This is a genomic window from Salinibacterium sp. CAN_S4, from assembly GCF_015752305.1.
In the GTDB taxonomy this organism is placed as follows: Bacteria; Actinomycetota; Actinomycetes; order Actinomycetales; family Microbacteriaceae; genus Rhodoglobus.
The window spans coordinates 50558-68750 of the sequence record NZ_JADOVB010000002.1 but is presented as its reverse complement, the minus strand read 5'-3'; the positions used below and the strand labels follow the sequence as shown (position 1 = coordinate 68750).

General features: G+C 65.6%; 15 protein-coding genes. 7 read left to right on the top strand and 8 right to left on the bottom strand.

Annotated features, from left to right (window positions below; genetic code table 11):
* The first annotated feature begins 38 nt into the window (after positions 1–38).
* Genes IWX81_RS06710 through IWX81_RS06700 form a run of 3 tightly spaced genes read left to right on the top strand, consistent with a single transcriptional unit; the run spans position 39 to position 3372 of the window.
* Positions 39–1259, top strand: a complete 1221-nt coding sequence (locus IWX81_RS06710) for a cytidylyltransferase domain-containing protein (RefSeq protein ID WP_199280555.1) — start codon at positions 39–41, stop codon at positions 1257–1259.
* Positions 1232–2101, top strand: a complete 870-nt coding sequence (locus tag IWX81_RS06705; RefSeq protein WP_442977635.1) for an N-acetylneuraminate synthase family protein — start codon at positions 1232–1234, stop codon at positions 2099–2101. The genes IWX81_RS06710 and IWX81_RS06705 overlap by 28 nt, the downstream gene beginning before the upstream one ends.
* Positions 2098–3372: a DUF6716 putative glycosyltransferase gene (locus tag IWX81_RS06700; protein ID WP_199280554.1), complete on the top strand. Its 1275-nt coding sequence runs from the start codon at positions 2098–2100 to the stop codon at positions 3370–3372. The genes IWX81_RS06705 and IWX81_RS06700 overlap by 4 nt, the downstream gene beginning before the upstream one ends.
* Here IWX81_RS06700 and IWX81_RS06695 read toward each other — a convergent pair.
* Genes IWX81_RS06695 through IWX81_RS06675 form a run of 5 tightly spaced genes read right to left on the bottom strand, consistent with a single transcriptional unit; the run spans position 3369 to position 9677 of the window.
* Positions 3369–4769 carry a glycosyltransferase family 39 protein gene (locus tag IWX81_RS06695; protein WP_199280553.1) on the bottom strand — a complete coding sequence of 467 codons (1401 nt, stop codon included), beginning with the start codon at positions 4767–4769 and terminating at the stop codon, positions 3369–3371. The genes IWX81_RS06700 and IWX81_RS06695 overlap by 4 nt on opposite strands.
* A gap of 55 nt (positions 4770–4824) precedes the next feature.
* Entirely contained in the window at positions 4825–6516 is a 1692-nt protein-coding gene (locus tag IWX81_RS06690) for a glycoside hydrolase family 13 protein (RefSeq protein ID WP_334593404.1), read from the bottom strand.
* A 44-nt stretch (positions 6517–6560) separates the two neighbouring features.
* Positions 6561–7451: a carbohydrate ABC transporter permease gene (locus IWX81_RS06685; protein WP_199280552.1), complete on the bottom strand. Its 891-nt coding sequence runs from the start codon at positions 7449–7451 to the stop codon at positions 6561–6563.
* Positions 7451–8383 (bottom strand): carbohydrate ABC transporter permease, encoded by a 933-nt coding sequence (locus tag IWX81_RS06680; RefSeq protein WP_199280551.1) that lies wholly within the window; start codon positions 8381–8383, stop codon positions 7451–7453. Before IWX81_RS06680 ends, IWX81_RS06685 begins: the two co-directional genes overlap by 1 nt.
* A gap of 28 nt (positions 8384–8411) precedes the next feature.
* On the bottom strand, positions 8412–9677 hold the full coding sequence (locus IWX81_RS06675; RefSeq protein ID WP_442977634.1) for an ABC transporter substrate-binding protein: 1266 nt from the start codon (positions 9675–9677) through the stop codon (positions 8412–8414).
* A gap of 145 nt (positions 9678–9822) precedes the next feature.
* Here IWX81_RS06675 and IWX81_RS06670 point away from each other — a divergent pair, with 145 nt between their 5' ends.
* From IWX81_RS06670 to IWX81_RS06655, 4 genes are all read left to right on the top strand, one after another.
* Positions 9823–11043, top strand: coding sequence for an ROK family protein (locus tag IWX81_RS06670; protein WP_334593402.1), 1221 nt, complete (start codon positions 9823–9825; stop codon positions 11041–11043).
* A gap of 10 nt (positions 11044–11053) precedes the next feature.
* Complete coding sequence (locus tag IWX81_RS06665) at positions 11054–11710, top strand: esterase/lipase family protein (protein WP_199280550.1); 657 nt, start codon at positions 11054–11056, stop codon at positions 11708–11710.
* Positions 11711–11796: 86 nt separating this feature from the next.
* Entirely contained in the window at positions 11797–12054 is a 258-nt protein-coding gene (locus tag IWX81_RS06660) for an SDR family oxidoreductase (protein WP_334593400.1), read from the top strand.
* 4 nt (positions 12055–12058) lie between these two features.
* A complete protein-coding gene (locus IWX81_RS06655; protein ID WP_199280549.1) occupies positions 12059–15031 on the top strand; it encodes an aminotransferase in 2973 nt (990 codons plus the stop codon).
* A gap of 604 nt (positions 15032–15635) precedes the next feature.
* On the opposite strand, the gene IWX81_RS06650 is transcribed toward IWX81_RS06655, so the two are convergent.
* The 3 genes from IWX81_RS06650 to IWX81_RS06640 all read right to left on the bottom strand — a co-directional run bounded on the left by IWX81_RS06650 (position 15636) and on the right by IWX81_RS06640 (position 18165).
* Complete coding sequence (locus IWX81_RS06650) at positions 15636–16310, bottom strand: SDR family NAD(P)-dependent oxidoreductase (RefSeq protein ID WP_199280548.1); 675 nt, start codon at positions 16308–16310, stop codon at positions 15636–15638.
* Between the two features lie 5 nt (positions 16311–16315).
* Positions 16316–16858 (bottom strand): 2,4'-dihydroxyacetophenone dioxygenase family protein, encoded by a 543-nt coding sequence (locus tag IWX81_RS06645; protein ID WP_199280547.1) that lies wholly within the window; start codon positions 16856–16858, stop codon positions 16316–16318.
* Positions 16859–17094: 236 nt separating this feature from the next.
* Positions 17095–18165, bottom strand: a complete 1071-nt coding sequence (locus IWX81_RS06640; RefSeq protein WP_199280546.1) for an AGE family epimerase/isomerase — start codon at positions 18163–18165, stop codon at positions 17095–17097.
* Positions 18166–18193: the final 28 nt, after the last annotated feature.

Sequence of the window (18193 nt, the reverse complement as noted above, 5' to 3'; positions counted from 1 at the left end):
GTAGTCCGGCGTATTCCTTCGGCTCGTAATTTGTGTGGATGACCACGCCTTCGACCGGTAACACACCAAAGGTCGTCGTCGCCGTCATCCCGGCTCGCGGGGGCTCCAAAGGCGTGCCGGGCAAGAACCTCCGCAGGGTCGGAGGCGTCTCGCTGGTCGCGAGGGCCGTGGCCTCAGCGCTCGCAGCAGAGAGCATCGACCACGTCTATGTCAGCACCGATGACGCGGCGATCGCGCTGGCAGCCCGGGCAGCAGGGGCGACAGTCATCGACCGGCCCGCCGAGCTCTCCACCGACACCGCGAGCTCAGAGGCCGCACTCACGCACGCTCTCGAGACCCTCGGATGGTCGGCCGACGTGCTGGTCTTCATCCAGGCCACCTCGCCCTTCGTCGATCCCGTGGATCTCGACGCGGCCGTCGCGCGTGTCGCCGATGACGAGTGTGATGTCGTCTTCGCCGCCCGCAGGACCCACGCGTTCCTCTGGCGGCTGACCGAATCCGGCGCCGTGGGCGTGAATCACGATGCGTCGGTGCGCCTTCGCCGACAGGACCTCGAGCCCCAGTTCCAGGAGACCGGCGCGTTCTATGTGATGGATGCCGCCGGCTTCCGGTCTTCGGGTTTCAGGTTCTTCGGGCGCGTGGGCATCGCCGTGGTCGACGACCTCGGATCGATCGACATCGACTCAGCCGACGACCTGGAACTCGCCACCCGGGTCGCGCCCATGCTGACCCCGCGCGCCGCCATCGAGGTGGACGCGGTCGTGACCGACTTCGACGGGGTGCACACCGACGACCGTGTGCATGTCTCGGCCGACGGCACCGAATCTGTGACCGCGAGTCGCGCCGACGGCATGGGTTTCTCCCTGTTGCGTCGAGCGGGAATCGGGTTGCTCATCATCTCGAGTGAGACCAATCCCATCGTCTCCGCCCGCGCGCAAAAGCTCCAGGTCGAAGTGCTGCAGTCGATCGACGACAAGGCTGCAGCACTCACCACCTGGGCGCTGGAGCGCGACGTCGACCTGGAGCGCGTCGCGTTCGTGGGCAATGACGTCAACGACCTGGGCTGCATGGCGCTCGTCGGATGGCCCATCGCCGTGGCCGACGCGCATCCACTCGTGCTGTCCGCCGCCCGCGTCACGCTCTCCGCGAAGGGCGGCCACGGAGCGATCCGGGAGGTCGCCGACCGCATTCTCACCGCCCCTGGCTCAGCACAACCAACTCTGGAGGAATTATGGTCTCGATCGCTGCCCACCCCGTAGGCAAGGGTCATCCCGTCTATGTCATCGCCGAGATCGGCCTGAATCACAACGGTGACGTCGAGATCGCGAAGCGACTCATCGACGTGGCCGCCGAGGCCGGCGCGCAGGCCGTGAAGTTCCAGAAGCGCACCCCTCTCATCTCGACGCCGGAGCACATGCGCTCGGTTCCGCGGGAGACTCCCTGGGGCACGATGAGCTACCTCGATTACCGCTACCGGGTCGAATTCGATCGCGACCAGTACCTCGAGATCGGCGACTACGCGAACCTGAGCGGGCTGGACTGGTTCGCTTCACCGTGGGACGTCCCGTCTGTCGACTTCCTCGAAGACCTCAACGTGGTCGCCCATAAAGTCGCCTCGGCTTCGGTGACCGACCTCGAGCTGCTCGGCGCGCTCGCCGCCACAGGGAAGCCGATCATCCTGTCGACGGGCATGTCGACGATGGATCAGATCGATCGCGCTGTCGACATGTTCGACCCCGCGAAGCTCATCGTCCTGCACGCCACCTCGACCTACCCACTGTCGCCGGAAGAGGCGAACCTTCGCGTCATCACCACGCTCGCCGACCGTTTCCCGACGATTCCCGTCGGCTACTCCGGACACGAGCGCGGACTGCAGATCTCGCTCGCCGCGGTCACGCTGGGTGCCGTTGCCGTCGAGCGCCACATCACGCTCGACCGCACGATGTGGGGCTCCGACCAGGCGGCATCGCTGGAACCCGCCGGTCTCGAACACCTCGTGCGCGACATCCGGATCATCGAAGAGGCCCTGGGCGACGGCGTCAAGCGCGTATTCCCCGGGGAGATCCCGTCGATGGAGAAGTTGCGCAGAGTCGTCGCGTGAAAGTACTCGGGATCGCGGACTCCGACTCGTACATCAAGTGGGGCGCGGCGATCCTGGGCCAGCTGCCGACCGAGTGGGAGAAGAGCCTCACGATCATCCGCACGCCGGCGCTGCCCAGCCGCAACCAGCTCACGGCAGCGCTGGCCGACACGGGATTCACCGCTGACGATTCGCCGTTCGTCGACCTCGCCGACCTGGCGGCGCTGATCGCGTCGGAGCGGCCTGACGTCGTTCTGCTGTCGGTGCGCGGACCGGTCGTACGAGTGCTGATCCGGATGATCGTGACCGCCGTCCGCGACAGGCCGTTGATCGTGAGCGGGTTGCCCGGCATCTCGTTCCCGGCGACGTTGCTCGCGCTCTACTACCGCTCCCAGGTGGATGTCGTCATCCTGCACAGCAAGCGCGAGATCGCGGAGTTCGAGGCGCTCGCGGCCCAGTGGGGCATCGAGCAGCGATTCGCGCTCGCGACCCTGCCGTATCTCTCCGCGCTGCCCGCGTCGGGTCATGGCGGCACGGATATCGTGTTCGCGGCGCAGGCGAAGGTGCCCCGGCAGCTGGAGGAGCGGCAGCAACTGCTCGAGTCGCTTGCCCGCGCTGCGCGGGCCAGGCCCGAGCGGCGCGTGATCATCAAACTCAGGGGAATGGCGGGCGAGCCCCAGACTCACGCCGAGCGGTACCCGTTCGACGTGCTGCTCGAATCGCTCGAGGATCGGCCCGAGAACCTCGTCATCTCCACGGGACCGATGTCGCGCCACCTCGACCGGGCAGCCGGGCTCGTCACGGTGAGTTCGACGGCGGTCATCGAGGCGATCGCCATGGGCGTGCCGTCGCTCGTGCTCGACGACTTCGGGGTGAGCCCCGCGCTCATCAACGTCGTGTTCGAGGGCAGCGGGCTGCTCGGCAACTCCGAGCGACTGCTGACTGACGACCTTCCCACGCCCGATCCTCGGTGGCTTGCGGAGAACTACCTGCAGGATGCCTCGGCCAACACGGTCGACTCGACGATCGAAGAGGGCGTCGCCCTGCGCAACCGGGGAACTCTCGCGCTGCGGCCGCAGTTTCGCGCGACGCTGGGGGGCAACATCCGGCGCATCTGGGATCGCAAGCGGGCGCTCGGCCAGTACGACACGAGCATCGGGGGATACTTGGCGCTCGGCGTCGGCCTGCCGTTGCGCGGCGGCGTGCGGTTCGCGCGACGGGTGCGCTCGCGACTCAAGGCTGTGGTCAGGCCTGTCGACGAGCAGGCGCCGTCGCTCGTGAAGGGCGCCTAGCGGCTGAGCGTCACGAGCTGCACGCCATCGTCGTCCCAGGTGCGGTCGAGGGTGAACCCCGCTTCCTCGAGAAGTGCGGCATTCGCGGCCGTGTCCGTGCCGAGGAGGAACACCGAGTCGAGGCCGAACAGCTTTCTGCTCGTGGGATCGAGCGGGGAATAGGTGCTCCACAGTTCGCCGAGCTCAGCTCCTGACTGTTCGACAGTCACGTCGCGAAGCCCCTCGAAGGCGACCGGATACGCGATCGCGATGACGCGCGCCGTGGCAGCAGTGTGTGGCGCGAGTTCGCCGAAGACGATGCCGGAGGCCTGCGCCGAACCCGCGCGCTGCTGCGAGATCTCGGCCGCCACTCGCGCCCACGACGTGTCCTTCTTGGCGTCGACTGAGCGTTCCGCCGCCAGTTGCGGAATCGCGAGCCCGACGACCAGCGCACACGCCACCACTGCCAGCGGTCTTCGGGGGAGCGCGGCGATCCCCGCCGCCATTCCGAGTGCGACGAACGGTGTGACCATCCCCAAATAGCGGGACTGGTACAGCTCCGGATTGCCGAGTCCTGCCGCGAGCAGCCCGAGAGTCGGCACTCCGAGGGCAGGCACCACGAGCCATCCTGTCCGCACCCCGAGCGCGAGCAGAACCCCGGCGACAGCCGCAAGAGGCACGCTCGAGCCGAACCACTGCCCGACGAGCACGTCACGGGCCGCACCGTCGTCGAGCTCTGGCATTGCCGGCAGTTGGGATCCCTGCGTCGCGACGAGCAGCGCGAAAGGGATGAGCGCGATCCCCGCGCCCGCTGAGGACAGCGCCCACGGCAGCAATGCCCGGCGTTCGCGCAGCGCGACGCTCACCCCGTGCGCGATCACGACAAGCGCGAAGTAGACGAACAGCGTGCATCCGATCACCGCGACGACCGCATACAGAACCCACGGCAGCACAGTTCGGCGGCGCAGTGCGAGCAGCAATACGAGGGAGAGGATGCCCGCCGCCAGGGCCGTGAGGGCGAATGACCTGCCCTCGCCGCCCATCCACGTCACGCGCGGAAGCACGCAAAACACGCCGCCAGCCACGATGCCCAGCGAACCCGGACGCAGTTGCCGGTCCAGCACGACCACCACTGCTGCCGTGGCGCCGACCGCGACCGCGCTCAGGAGGCGCAGCGACAGCGGGCTGTAGCCCACGGCGCCGAAGACGCTGTGCATGAGCAGGTAGTACAGGCCGTGCGCGGCGTCGACGTTGCCGAGCATGTTCAGCAGCTCCGGGATGGATCGCGTCGTTCCACTCACTGTCGCGGCCTCGTCGAACCAGACCGGCGGCGTCGTGATCGCGACAGAGGACAGGGCGGCTCCGGCAATTCCGGCGACCAGGGGTACGAGCATCCGGAACTGCCAGGTGCTCGTCACCCGCCCGACCCTAGGTGCGCGAGGTGAACGGTGCGTGACGCGGTGCTGAGGGGCGCTACGTGCCGGGCATCACCCACGCCGTCGTCGAACCCGGAAGGGAGTCGCCATCGACGGAGGAGCTCGCCAGCAGTGGGCGTGCGCCGTCGAGCGGGAAGGCTGTCAAGCCGAAATTCGTGACGACCTCCCAGCCGTTCGGCCTCCGGAATCTCAGCACGTCGTTGCGACCGGTCTCGATCCACTCCAGTGTCTCCGCGGTCTGCAGCTTGCGTCTGAGGCCAAGCGCCTGACGGTACAGGCTGAGGGTCGAGTCAGGATCACCCTCCTCGACCTCGACCGAGTAGCGGGAGAACCATTCGGGCTGCGGGAGGTGGGCGTCGCCTGGACCGAAGCCGAAGGACGATCCCGATGCCGCCCAGGGCATCGGGACGCGGCATCCATCTCGTCCGCTATCTGCTCCGCCGCTGCGGAAGAAGGTCGGGTCCTGTCGCTGGGAGTCGGGGATCTCTGCCACTTCGTGAAGCCCGAGTTCCTCGCCCTGGTACAGGTAGCTCGAGCCGGGAAGTCCCAGCATGAAGAGCGTCGCCGCGCGCGCCCGGCGTTCACCGTCTGCGGCCTGAAACTCCGGCGAGACTCCGCCGCTCAGCACCCATTCGCTGCCGTGCTTGACGCTCGGGCGCCCATCGGGAAGGCGGTCAGGATGCGGCAGGCCATAGCGCGTCGCATGCCTGACCACGTCGTGGTTGGAGAGCACCCAGGTGCTGGAAGACCCGGATGCCGCAGCCAGCTCGAGGTTGTCGCGCACGACTGTGCGGAACTGGTCAGCGTCGAAGTCGGCCTCGAGGAGGTCGAAGTTGAAGGCCTGGCCGAGGCTGTCCGGGCTCGCGTAGAGGGGGACGCGCGATCGGGCCACCCATGCTTCGGCGACGGCCGTGCGCGGCGGGTCATAGGAGTTGAAGAGAGCGCGCCACTCCGCGTAGACCTCGTGCACGTCGTCGCGGTCGATCAGCGGATGTTGGCCGTCCTGGGGCATCGCATCCAGCATCGCCTTCGACGGGAACGGCTCTGTCAGGTCTTTAGTCAGCATGTGCGCGACGTCGATACGGAAGCCGTCGACGCCCCGATCCGACCAGAACCTCAGGGTCGCCAGGAAGTCGGCGCGCACCTCGGGGTGTGACCAGTTGAGGTCGGGCTGCTCTTCCGCGAAACTGTGCAGGTACCACTGGCCGTCCGCCACCCGCGACCACGCCGGTCCACCGAACGCAGACTCCCAGTCCGCCGGGGGCTCGGATCCCTCGGGCCCCGAGCCCTCGCGGAAGATGTAACGCTCGCGCGACGCCGAGCCGCGGCCGTCGGCCAGGGCATCCTGAAACCAGACGTGATGGTCCGACGAGTGGTTCGGCACGATGTCGACGACGACCCTGATCCCACGAGTGTGCAGGGCTTCGATGAGCAGGTCGAAGTCCCCGAGCGTTCCGAGGCGGGGGTCGACGTTGCGATAGTCTGCCACGTCGTATCCGCCGTCAGCCAGCTCCGACGGATAGAACGGGCTCATCCACACAGCATCGATGCCGAGCGCGCCGAGATAGTCGGCGCGGGACGTGATGCCGGGGAGGTCGCCCAGCCCGTCACCGTTCGCATCCGCAAAACTGCGCGGATAGATCTGGTAGACCGAGGCCTGTCGCCACCATGGCGCGGGTTCCTCCACTTTGGTGAGGTTGTCTGTGGTGAGGGCCTGCGCGATAGTCACGGGTGCTACTTCTTTCTATGGTGATGGATCGGGTGGACGCTGGATCAGCCCTTGACGGCACCCTGCGTCACGCCCTCCATCACCCAGCGCTGGGTGAACAGGAAGACGATGATCGCGGGAGCCATGGCCATCAGGTACGAGGCGAACGACACGTTGTAGTTGTTGCTGAACTGGGTCTGGAAGATGCGCTGCACGACGGGAAGCGTCTGCATCGACGAATCCGAGGTAATGAGCGAGGGCATCATGAAGTCGTTCCACGACGCGAGGAACGCGAAGATCGCGACAGTCGCACTCATCGGCGCGAGCAGCGGGAAGATCAGCTGCCAGAACGTCTGCCAGGTGGTCGCGCCGTCGATCCTCGCGCTCTCCTCGAGCTCGGCCGGGATGGACCTGAGGAACGCGGTGAAGAGAAGGATGCTGAAGCTCAACTGGAACATGATGTGCAGGATGGTCACGCCGATCGGGTTGTCGAGACCTGCCAGACCGGTGAGCTGGATCTGGGGCAGGGCCACCACGGGGAACGGGATGAACATCGCCGCGAGCAGGTAGAAGAACGACCAGCGGAACAGGCGATGATCCCAGTTGCGCGAGATCGCGAACGAGGCCAGGGCTCCGAGCAGCACGGTTCCCGCGACAGTTCCCGCGGTGATGATGGCGGAGAAGAAAAATGCTGCCGGATAGTTCGTGAGATTCCACGCCGTGACGAATCCCTCGATCGAGAACGGGGCAGGAAGTGAGAAGGCGTTGCCATCCACCGCCTGGCCCGGAGTCTTGAACGCCATCGACAGCGTGACGTACAGCGGCACGATCACTGTCACAGCGCAGAGCAGCAGCACGATAGTCAGGGAGAAGCTGGGCTTGCGGCCGCCGAGGTCAGAGCTCAGGGACGATCGGCGCGCTTTCGGGCCGGAGAGGAGGGCAGGCTGGATGGCCATCAGAGTGAGTTCCTTCCGCGGGTGATCCGGAATTGGATCAGCGAGATCACGACCACGATGACGAAGAACATCGTGGCGTTTGCCATCTGGTAGGCGTAGTCGCCGCCGGTAAAACCGGTGACGATCGTCATGGGGATGCTGCGGGTCGACGTCCCTGGACCACCGTCGGTGAGCCCGACGATCACGTCGTAAGCGTTGAGGAAGTTCTTGAACCCGAGGATCACGTTGATGACGACATAGCCGGCGACGAGCGGCAGCGTGATCCTGAGCAGTTGCTGCCATTTGCCAGCGCCGTCGAGGTCGGCCGCCTCGTAGACCTCGCCCGGCACGGCGAGCAGGCCGGCGATGTAGATGAGCAGGGTGCCGGGGATCGCCTGCCATGCGGTCACGATGACGATTCCGACCCAGGCGAGTTCGGGGTTAGCCAGCACGCTCGAACTCAGCCACTCGATGCCGAGCGCTTGACCGAACACCGGGAGGGAATTCGAGAAGAGGAAGTTGAAGACGTAAGCGATGATGATGCCCGAGATCACCATGGGGATCACGAAGATGGTGCGCAGCGCCGTCTTCATCCTGATACGTGCGGTGAGTCCGACCGCGAGCAGGAACGCGAGCACGTTCACGAGAACGACTGTGACCGCCGCGAAACCGAACGTGAAGAGGTAGCTCTGCAGGATCATCGGATCGGAGAACATGGCGATGTAGTTGATCAGCCCCACGAACTCCCAGTCGCCGAACCCGATCGAGTTGGTGAAGCTGAAGAGTATCCCGATGATCGCCGGCACGGTGATCGCCAGGGTGAAGAGAATCAGGCTGGGGATGAGAAACAGGTAGTAGATGCGCTCTACCCGTTTGCGGGGTCGTGGCGGTCCGGACGCGCCGGGTCCGCTGGTCGTGACCGGTACGGCCGGTGCCGCTGTCGTCGTTGTCATGGTCGGCTCCTCTTCTGTTCGTGGTCTGTCACTGGCGGAGGGCGAGTCGCGCCCAGTCCGCGTCGAGGGTCCTGAGGGTCGACTCGATGCCGCCACCGAGGGCGATGCCCTGCACGTAGTTGTCGGTGGGGATCGTCTGCGGGATGGCCTTCGACGGGCCCTGGTAGAAGGCGGCCCGGTCGTAGTACTCCTTCATTCCCAGGATGCGCTCGTCGGTCGCCGGGGCGGCGTTCGTGGTGGTGCCGTAACCGAGTTGAGCCGCGTTGTATTCGTCCATGACGTCCTGCTGGAAGAGGTACGTCAGGAACTCGCGTGCGGCGTCCTTGTGGCGGGATGCCTCGGGGATCCATGCCGCCAGGTCGATGTTGACCCGCACTCGGAGGTCGGCCGGGTCATCCGTCATCGGGAGCGGGAAGGTTCCTATGGGCAGGTCGGGAGACGTCTTCGCGATCTCGCCAAGGGCCCATGGGCCCTGGAGATACATGGCCGACTGGCCCTGCGCGAAGGCGAGATTGCCGTCACCATATGCCTTGCTCGCCGCATCGGCGTTCGTATAGTTGTCGATGAGGAACCGCATCCGGTCGACCGGCTCGGCGAAGGTCTTCTCGAACGAGACCGCGGAGTCCGCCCCGACCTCCGTGCCCTGGTCATTCAGCTTGTCGTAGAAGTCTGAAACGTCGACCTCCCCTCCCACCGTGTAGTCGAACCAGCCCTGCGCGACAGTCCACGGATCCTTGAATGTGCCGTAGAACGGCGTGATCCCCGCAGCGGTCAGGGCGTCGCACACGGCGATCAGCTCGTCATAGGTCTGCGGCACCTCGAGGCCCTGCTGCTCGAAGATCTCGGTGTTGTAGATGACGGATGCCGCCATCACCGAGTAGGGAAGCACGCTCGTGCGGCCGGGGTATGTGGCGTACTGGTCCACGAGATCCTGGACGCTGGGCAGGATCCGATCCGCTTCCGGCATGTCGGAGAGGTCGCTCAGGGCGCCGCGTTCCATGAAGCGCGCCATCTCCATGTTGTAGTTCAGCAACCCGAGATCCGGGGGGTTGCCCCTGAGAAACCCGGCCTGGAGATTCGCTGACGTGTCGAACACGACCGTCACGTCATCCTGCGACGCGTTGTATTCCTTGATGAGTTCCCGGAAGTAGGGAATCGCCTCGGGCTTGCTGAGGTGAAAGCGCACAGTCTCGGAGGAATCGGCGGTAGCGCAGCCCGCGAGGGTGGAACCGAGCACGATCATGCTCGCTGCGGCGGCGATGGTCCTGAGGGACCGGGGAAGGGGTCGAGGCACGTCATTGTCCTTTCGAATCCGACACTGGATTCCGCGGTGATGGATTCCGCGATTTTTTCGATGATTAGATTTAGCCGTCAAATCAATTGCACATGGTCCATAATGCATCAGGAGATCGAAAGGGTCAAGGGCAATGGTGATGTCGATGAACGACAACCCCGCAGCACCGCGACGGGCGAGCGTGGATGCCCTCCTCGCGTTCGCATGGAACGCCGGCGTCTTCGTGAGCGCTGACGCTATGGCAGCGACAGGTCTGACCCGCTCGACCGCTATCGACGCTCTCGATGAACTCATCGAGATCGGGCTCTTGCGGGAATTGCCGAATGCGCGGTCAGTCGGGGAGTACAGCAAAGGCCGTCCGTCCCGCCGATTCGAGCTGCGATCCGACGCTGCGGTCGTGATCGGCATGGATGCTGGCCGGTCGCACCTCACCACGAGCGTCGCCGACCTGCGTGGTGACGTGCTCGTCCGGCTGACGACCGAGTTGGACCTGGAGAACGAGACCGCTGATGCACGACGCGAGGCCGTCCAGGGCGCCGCTGACGCAGCATTGGCTGCTGCGGGGGTCGCGCGGACGAGCGTGCTCGCGGCGTGTGTCGGAGTCCCCGCCCCCGTGGACGCCCGAGGAGTCTCACCGGAGCACCGCGACGACTTCTGGTGGCGGATGAACCCCGACTTGCGCGCCATGCTCGGCGAGTGGATCCCTATCGTGCGGATCGAGAACGATGCTGCGCTGGCGGCGGTCGCCGAGGGTGCAGTCGGCGCTGCCGTGGACTGCAGCGACTACATCGTGGTGCTTGCCGGGGATCGCCTCGGTGCCGGAGTCGTATCAGACGGTCGACTCCTTCGGGGGGCCCACGGGGGCGCGGGAGAGGCGATCGCGTTCGACTCCGTCGAGGGGGTCAGGAGCGCGTACGGCATCGGTTCGCAGATCACGACCTGGGTGCGCGACGACGTATCGTCCGGTGTGCTTCCGGTCGGGCATCCATTGCGGGATGTCCCCATTGACGGGCTCACGGGCCGGGACGCCATCGAGCTCGCACGAACCGGTGACCCGTGGGCGCTCACCATCGTCCAGCGTGCCGGGCTGATGACGGCGCGCATCATCGCGGTCTATTCGAGCTTTTTCGATCCAGCACGGTTCATCATCTCCGGCGCGGTTGCGGACGGACTGGACGAGGTACTCCACGTCGCGCGGGTCCATCTGGCGAAGGAGCTGCACCTGCCCGTGCCCGAGCTCGCGCTGTCCACCCTGGGCGCGAATTCGGTGGCAATCGGGGCCGTGTCGGCTGCCATCGAAGCGGCGCAGGCGGGGGTGCTGCACCTGGCCGGCGGCGCGCGCCAGCCCCTTAACCGTGCGGGCTGAGGAAGGGCCGATGACGCGGGCTGCCCGGATCGCCGCCTGGTGGCTCCTCGATTACGCGTACGTGTTGTACTGGCAGTGCCGCGCGCTCGCCGATCGGCGACGGCCCGAGGCCTACAGCTCAGGCACGCTCCGCCCCATCGTGGTGATCCCGGGCATCTGGGAGACCTGGCAGTTCATGCGACCCCTCGTGGAGAAGCTGCACGATGCGGGGCATCCGGTCTTCGTGCTCGCCTCCCTGGGGCGGAACACCCGACCGGTTCCGGAGTCCGCTGCCGACGTCGCCGACTTTATCGCCCAACAGAACCTGCGCGACGTGCAGCTGGTCACCCACAGCAAGGGCGGGCTGATCGGCAAGTATGCGATGGCGCTGCTGGATCCGGATGCCCGGATCGCATCCATGATCGCGGTGTGCTCGCCGTTCGCGGGATCCCGCTACGCGCCGTTCCTGCCGCTGCGGAGCCTGCGCGCCTTTTCGCCGAAGAATGCCACGACGATCCAGCTCGGGCGCAACAGCGACGTGAACGCGCGCATCACCTCGATCTACGGCGAATTCGATCCGCATATTCCAGAGGGGAGCGAGCTGCCCGGCGCGCGCAACATCCGGCTCGCGACAGGCGGGCACTTCCGCATCCTGAGTCGCGCCGAGGTGGTGGAGGCGGCGTTGTAGGCACAAGCACTCCGTTTCTCGATCCACTCGATGCACTGCGCGGAATAGCGGTGGAGCCCTACCGTTCGATAGGCAAGACTGGTGGTGTGCTCACGGTCGATGTAACAGCGGACATCACGGTAGTCGACCGGGATCCCTGCTCGGTCACGCCCGACGACCTCGGCGAGGCTGTCGTGCTGCTGACCCCCTTCGGTCGCTCCGGCAGTCTGGAGGACGTCGCTTACGCGTTCGCCTATCTCGCCAGCGACGGGGCGTCGTGTATCACCGCACAATTGATTCCCGTCGACGGCACGAACTCCATCAGCGAAGAGCGCGGTCGCCAAGACCCCGAAACGAATGGCTAGAGAGATGACCACAGGCGACAGCACCGCTGGCTTCGACTTCTTCGCCGCGGGAGAGCTGCCAGTTCCCCTTGTGTCGGCCGAGTTAGCAGAGCGTTGGGCCAAAGAAGCGTTCGGCCTCGTCGTGCGTGCCGTCGATCTCGGAAGTCAGCAGGACGCGAATTTCCTCCTCATGGATGCCACGGGTGCAAGCGACACGGCCAGCGGAACTCCGGTCGCCGTCATGAAGATCTCCAACAGCGCGTTCACCAGCGACACGGCCGAGGAACAGGATCACGCGGCACAATGGCTTGCGGATTCGTCGGCGGCGCTACGGACTCCGACGCGACTCGGCGAGTTCGCTGTGCTCGAGGCGGCGAGCGGTTCCCACACCGTGCGGCTCATCCGCTACCTCGACGGCGGAACGCTGCACGGCAGCGGGTACCTCTCGCCGGCCACCGTCGCCGAGATGGGTCGCGTGTGCGGGGCCGTCAGTTCGGCACTGGCGACCCTGCCGACGACGCCAGCAGAACGGGTGCTGCAGTGGGACCTGCGCCAGGGACCCAGGGTGGTGGAGTTCCTCGCCGGGCACATCGCTGACGCGGGCCTGCACGACCGAGTCGTGAGCACGACGCGGGCCGAGTCGCGCCGCGTCGAGCGCAGTGCCACGTCGCTGCCCGTACAGGTCGTGCACGGCGACCTGACTGACGATAACCTGATGCGATCGGCCAGGCCGCACGACGAGCGACTTCTGGATGGTGTGATCGACTTCGGTGACCTGATGCTGTCGTGGCGCGTCGCAGAACTCGCCATCACGATCTCATCCATCCTGCATCACGACGACGCCACACCCCTGTCGGTGCTGCCCGCGATCGCCTCCTTCCACGGCATCCGTCCGCTGGAGATCGCTGAGGTCGAGGTGCTCTGGCCGCTCGTCGTCATTCGTGGGGCCGTGCTCGTGGCTAGCGGGCACCAGCAGGTGGGCGCCGACGAGTCCAATGACTACGCGCTCGATGGGATGGCGCGTGAGCAACTGATCTTCGACCGCGCCTCGTCGGTGCCGTCCGAGGTGATGACCGCGATCATCGCCCACCATCTCGGGCTTACGCAGCCTGCGCCCGCGTTGAGCGTGACACCGTCGCGCCTGTTCGAGACGGACCAGCAGGTCGGGCACCTCGATCTCGGCGTCCACAGCTCTGTTCTCGACGAGGGCGCCTGGATGACGGTCGAGAGTGCCGATCAAGCGCTCGCCGAAGCCGTTGGTGGTCTTCTTGCGGATGGCCGTGACATGGTCCTCGCTCCGTTCGGCGCGATCGACGCCACCCGGAGTCGACCGCTCGCAACCGACCCTGCTGCGACGTGGCGGACCGGCGCGGACGTGTGGGTGGCGGCAAGCACTGGGCTCGTCGCCCCCTGGCCCGGCGAGCTGACGGCGACGGCGACCGAGCTCGTCCTGACCGGCGAAGCTGCGACCCTCCGGATCGCAGCAGACTCCGAGCTGGCAGGATGGGCGGCCCACTCGTCGCGCGTCGACATCGGCACACCGATCGGGATGCTGTCTCCGGGTGGCCGATACCGCATCACCGTGGTCTCGAACGCATTCGAGGCTGATGTTCCCGCCTTCGTCCTGCCGGAATTCGCCGCGGGGTGGATGCCGTACCTCGGTGACCCGTCGGCCCTGTTCGGGCTCAGTGGCGAGGTGTCGTCCCGATCCGCCGAGAGCAGTGACGATCTCATGTCGCGTCGTGAGGCGGTGCTTGCTGGCGTGCAGGAGCACTACTACGCGCATCCTCCGCGTATCGAGCGCGGGTGGAGACACCACATGATCGCCGACGACGGCCGGGTGTTCCTCGACATGGTGAACAACGTCACGGTGCTCGGGCACAGTCACCCTCGGGTGGCGCGGGCTATCGCGGACCAGTGGCGCACGTTCAACTCCAACTCCCGATTCCACTACGCGTCGATCGTGGCGCTCGCCGAGAAGCTCACGGCGCTCCTGCCGGAGAGCCTCGACACGGTCTTCCTCGTCAACTCCGGCTCGGAGGCCGTCGAACTCGCGCTTCGTCTCGCGCGGATACACACGGGCCGCGAAGATCTGATCGCGGTGCGCGAGAGCTACCACGGCTGGACGTACCTGGCCGATGCGGTGTCGACCTCGAGTGCCGACAACCCGCGTGCGCTGGCTTCGCGGCCTGACTGGGTGCACACCGTCGACGTTCCAAACGCCTTCAGCGGCCGCCATCGCGGAGTCGAGGCGAGCCGCTATGCAGACGATGCCACAGCGTTCGTGCGAGACCTCGCCGCGTCGGGGCGACCGCCGGCAGCGTTCATCTGCGAGCCGGTATACGGCAGCGCCGGTGGCGTGACACTGCCGGAGGGATACTTGCGCGCCGTCTATGCGGAGGTGCGCCGCGCCGGTGGCCTGGCGATCGCGGACGAGGTTCAGGTGGGGCTCGGCCGACTGGGAAGCTGGTTCTGGGGCTTTGAGCAGCAAGGAGTCGTTCCCGACATCGTCTCGCTCGCGAAGTCTTTCGGCGACGGTCATCCGCTGGGTGCCGTGGTCACCACAAAAGAGATCGCGGCGAGCTTTGCGGCCGAGGGATACTTCTTCTCGTCGACGGGAGGCAGCCCCGTGTCGTGCGTGGTCGGTGCGACGGTTCTCGATGTGATCGCTGAAGAGGACCTTCCCGGCAACGCCAAGCGAGTGGGGCGACATTTGAAGGACCGTCTGGAGGAGCTCGTGCAACGGCACCAACTGATCGGCACCGTGCACGGAGAAGGCCTGTACCTCGGCGTCGAGATGGTGCGCGACCGCGTGACGCTCGAGCCTGCCACGGCCGAGACGTCAGAGATCTGCGATCGACTGCTTCAGCGCGGAATCATCGTGCAGCCCACGGGCAACTCCAATAACGTGCTGAAGATCAAGCCGCCTCTCTCCTTCGATGAGGCCGCTGCTGACTTCTTCGTCGACGCGCTCGATAGTGTGCTGACCTCACGGTGACAGAACGAGTTACGGTCGACGCGCAGTCAGGTCGACGTCAGCTGGCCGGCTTTACGACCAGAGAACGCCTGACGTCCACTGCGTTTACTGTATTTTTACTGGTGGCTCCGACAAGCGTCGATCCCGTGACCTCACGCTTTTCACTCCGCTCAGACGCTTGAATCAGCGGGCACTGAGATCCGGATTCCTCTTGAAATCAGGGATCTAGGACCCCGGATGATCACCTCAATCTCATTTTGGTTGTGGTTGCTACATAGTCACGCCATGGGGGTGTTAGTGAATCACACACGGGCGCGAGCATCAGCCCAAGATATCCATGATGCGAAGCGGTGGCCCGGGTAGGGATCGAACCAGTGACCCGCGGGTTGAAAACGGTATCGCTCGCCCTCCTGATCCTCATTCCAGCAGCAAAGATGTCGTTCAAGTGGCTCTTGTGAATCAACCATGAGCCACGGAATCAGGTGGCTGCCGTCACGCTTGTGGGCAGGTTGCGGGCTCACACTCGGAACTCTGGGTTCGCCGGGTGCGATCTATCGAAGCATTCCCGACAGAAGTGCATCAGGTCATCTCTGACGTTGAGGTACGGGTCCTGCCGAACAGGGCCTCAGTAGGTTGCGCGTCCGCCGCTGATGTCGTAGACGGCTCCGGTGGAGAAGGTGACTTCGTCGGAGGAGAGCCAGCTGACCAGTGCGGCGACCTCGGCCGGCTGCCCGAGGCGCTTCATGGGCACGAGTGAGGTGATGTAGGCGAGCACGTCGGGGGCGGTGGTTGCGTTGAAGGGGGTTTCGATGACCGCGGGTGCGACGGCGTTGACGATCACCCCGGTGGCGACGAGTTCTTTGCCCAGCGATTTGGTCAGTCCGATCACGGCGGCTTTCGAGGCCGAGTAGGAGGAGAGATTGGGGTTGCCCTCTTTACCCGCGATCGAGGCGATGTTGACGATGCGTCCCCAGCCGCGTGCGATCATGCCGGGCACGACGGCGCGGGTCACGGCGACCAGTCCGAAGACATTGACGTCGAAGGTGCGCTTCCACTCCTCCAGAGTCCCCTCCCAGAGGGGAAGGTTGGGTCCGACGATCCCGGCACTGTTGACCAGGATGTCCACCGGCCCGGTCTCGGCAATCGCCCTCTGCACCGCGGCGGCATCCGTCACGTCGACCTGAACATCGGCCGTGGCGGCGAGGTCGAAGGTGACGACCTCGATGCCGTCGGCCCGCAACCGCGCCGCACACGCGGCCCCGACCCCACTTGCCCCGCCGGTGACGATCGCCCTTCGCACGGCCACTACCTGATGAACTGTTCGACGAAGTCGCGACCCAGACCCACCCGTTCATAGTGGGCGCGGGCGTTCTCGATCTTGGAGAAGACGTCCTCCACGCCGGTGGGGTTGCCGTCGGGATCGACGTAGACATAAGCGCCCGTGACGTGGAACAGGGTGGCCATCTCCTCTACGTCATCCGGGATTTCCAAGGTGTGAATGTCGCCCGGTGGCTCGAAGGCATAGCTCCCCTCCTCCGCCCACCAGTTGTGCTCGAGATAGTGCCAGCGACCCTTGAGCACGGTCGCGTGCACCGGACCGGTGTGCCGGTGCCGAGAGAGGATGCCGCTGCGACGCACGCGCAGCACGTTGACGAAGTACCCCTGGCTCACAGACAACGCCAGCGGCTTAAAGCTGACGTCTGTGGACTGGGGAACCCACAACCTCTCGTCGTCGTCCAACGCCAGCGCATTGGGGACCACCAGATCATCAGGCACACCGAACAGAGCCGGACCCCGATACGGGATCGACGCCTCCTCCTTGCTGGCCTCCGCCGCGTTGTACGCCATGGCAATCTCCTTTGTTTCGTTGATCTCGATCAGGGTTTGGCCAGTCGCTCGCCCATGCGCTTGAGGCGATTGCTCACCTCGATCGCGGCGCGAACGGTGTGGTAGGCGCCCGTCCAGTGGTTGCCCAGGCTGTCGTCGACCGGGTCTCCCGACCGCGTAGTGCGGATCCGCCACTCGCCCGACGGAGCGATTAGATGCCGCGAAGCGAAGTCCCAGGTCGAGGCGAATGCGGAGAATTATTTCTCATCGGGGTCCAGAGAGTACGCGTTCAGCCAACCGACGAGGGCCTCCGCGTTCTGCCAGAACTCCTTGCCGGTATCGGCGGCTGGCCCGATCGGTGGGCCATCGCGATAGACGCCACCGAACTGCTCGTCGAATCCGAATTGCAAGGCGTGGTCGGCCAACGCGGTCACGACCGCTGTATGAGCACCACTCTCACCCAGAACCTCGTCGGCCCGCTCGATCAACCAGCCGAGCTCGAGGTTGTGTCCGTAGGAGGTCGTGGGCGGCAGCGTCGCGCCCCGCGTCGTGGGACTGCGCTCGGCGATCCATGTTTTGTCGATGATGATCGGCGGGATAGGCGAGAGATCGAGCGAGTACTGATTTCCACCGGCCCCGGACGTGTGATCGATCATTCTGTCGACGATCAGGTCGCGAACTTCACGAAGGCGCCGGGCATGCTCCTGCCGACCGGTCACCGCGAACAATTCGGTCAGTGCCTCCATGAGATGCATGTGGATGTCGAGGGACTTGCGATCGCCCGCCTGAGCGCCGTCCCCAGCGAGCCGCCATGACGAATCCAGATTCTCCAAAAACCCGCCAAAGCGTGTGTCTGCTGCCTCCGTCACGATCCGGTCCCATGTGAGACTGGCCAGGTCGATCGCTCGGGTGTCGGCGGCCACGCGGCCGTACATTGCCAGTGCGTACACCGCGAAGCTCTGACCATAGATGAGCTTGGAGCGATCGATCGGCGCACCGGCGTTGTCGACGATCCAGTGCCAACCCCCGTGCTCGCGGTCGTGGAAGTGGTCGAGGAGATAGTCGAAACCCATCGACGCAAGCTCAAGGTAGGCCGGATCCGCGGTGTGCTCGTGAAGCGCCGAGAACGACCACACGAGTCTGGTGTGAGAGAGAAGGTACTTGCGATCCTCGGCCACTGGGTTGCCGACGGCATCGAACGACGTGCGGAAACCACCGAATGTGGAGTCGGGGGCACGATGGGCCCAGAATGCGGCGAGGTTCGCAAGATGGGCATCCACCTGCTCGGTGATGAGAGAGACATTCCGTGAATTGACCTCGGTGTCCATTTCGACTTCGCGCTCCTCCACGCCGGTG

Excerpts from the sequence above, each read along its gene's own strand:
- IWX81_RS06710 (WP_199280555.1), top strand. The coding sequence starts at position 39 with ATGACCACGCCTTCGACCGGTAACACACCAAAGGTCGTCGTCGCCGTC.
- IWX81_RS06670 (WP_334593402.1), top strand. The coding sequence starts at position 9,823 with ATGAACGACAACCCCGCAGCACCGCGACGGGCGAGCGTGGATGCCCTC.
- IWX81_RS06645 (WP_199280547.1), bottom strand. The coding sequence starts at position 16,858 with ATGGCGTACAACGCGGCGGAGGCCAGCAAGGAGGAGGCGTCGATCCCG.
- IWX81_RS06665 (WP_199280550.1), top strand. The coding sequence starts at position 11,054 with ATGACGCGGGCTGCCCGGATCGCCGCCTGGTGGCTCCTCGATTACGCG.
- IWX81_RS06680 (WP_199280551.1), bottom strand. The coding sequence starts at position 8,383 with ATGACAACGACGACAGCGGCACCGGCCGTACCGGTCACGACCAGCGGA.
- IWX81_RS06655 (WP_199280549.1), top strand. The coding sequence starts at position 12,059 with ATGACCACAGGCGACAGCACCGCTGGCTTCGACTTCTTCGCCGCGGGA.
- IWX81_RS06685 (WP_199280552.1), bottom strand. The coding sequence starts at position 7,451 with ATGGCCATCCAGCCTGCCCTCCTCTCCGGCCCGAAAGCGCGCCGATCG.
- IWX81_RS06640 (WP_199280546.1), bottom strand. The coding sequence starts at position 18,165 with ATGGACACCGAGGTCAATTCACGGAATGTCTCTCTCATCACCGAGCAG.
- IWX81_RS06705 (WP_442977635.1), top strand. The coding sequence starts at position 1,232 with ATGGTCTCGATCGCTGCCCACCCCGTAGGCAAGGGTCATCCCGTCTAT.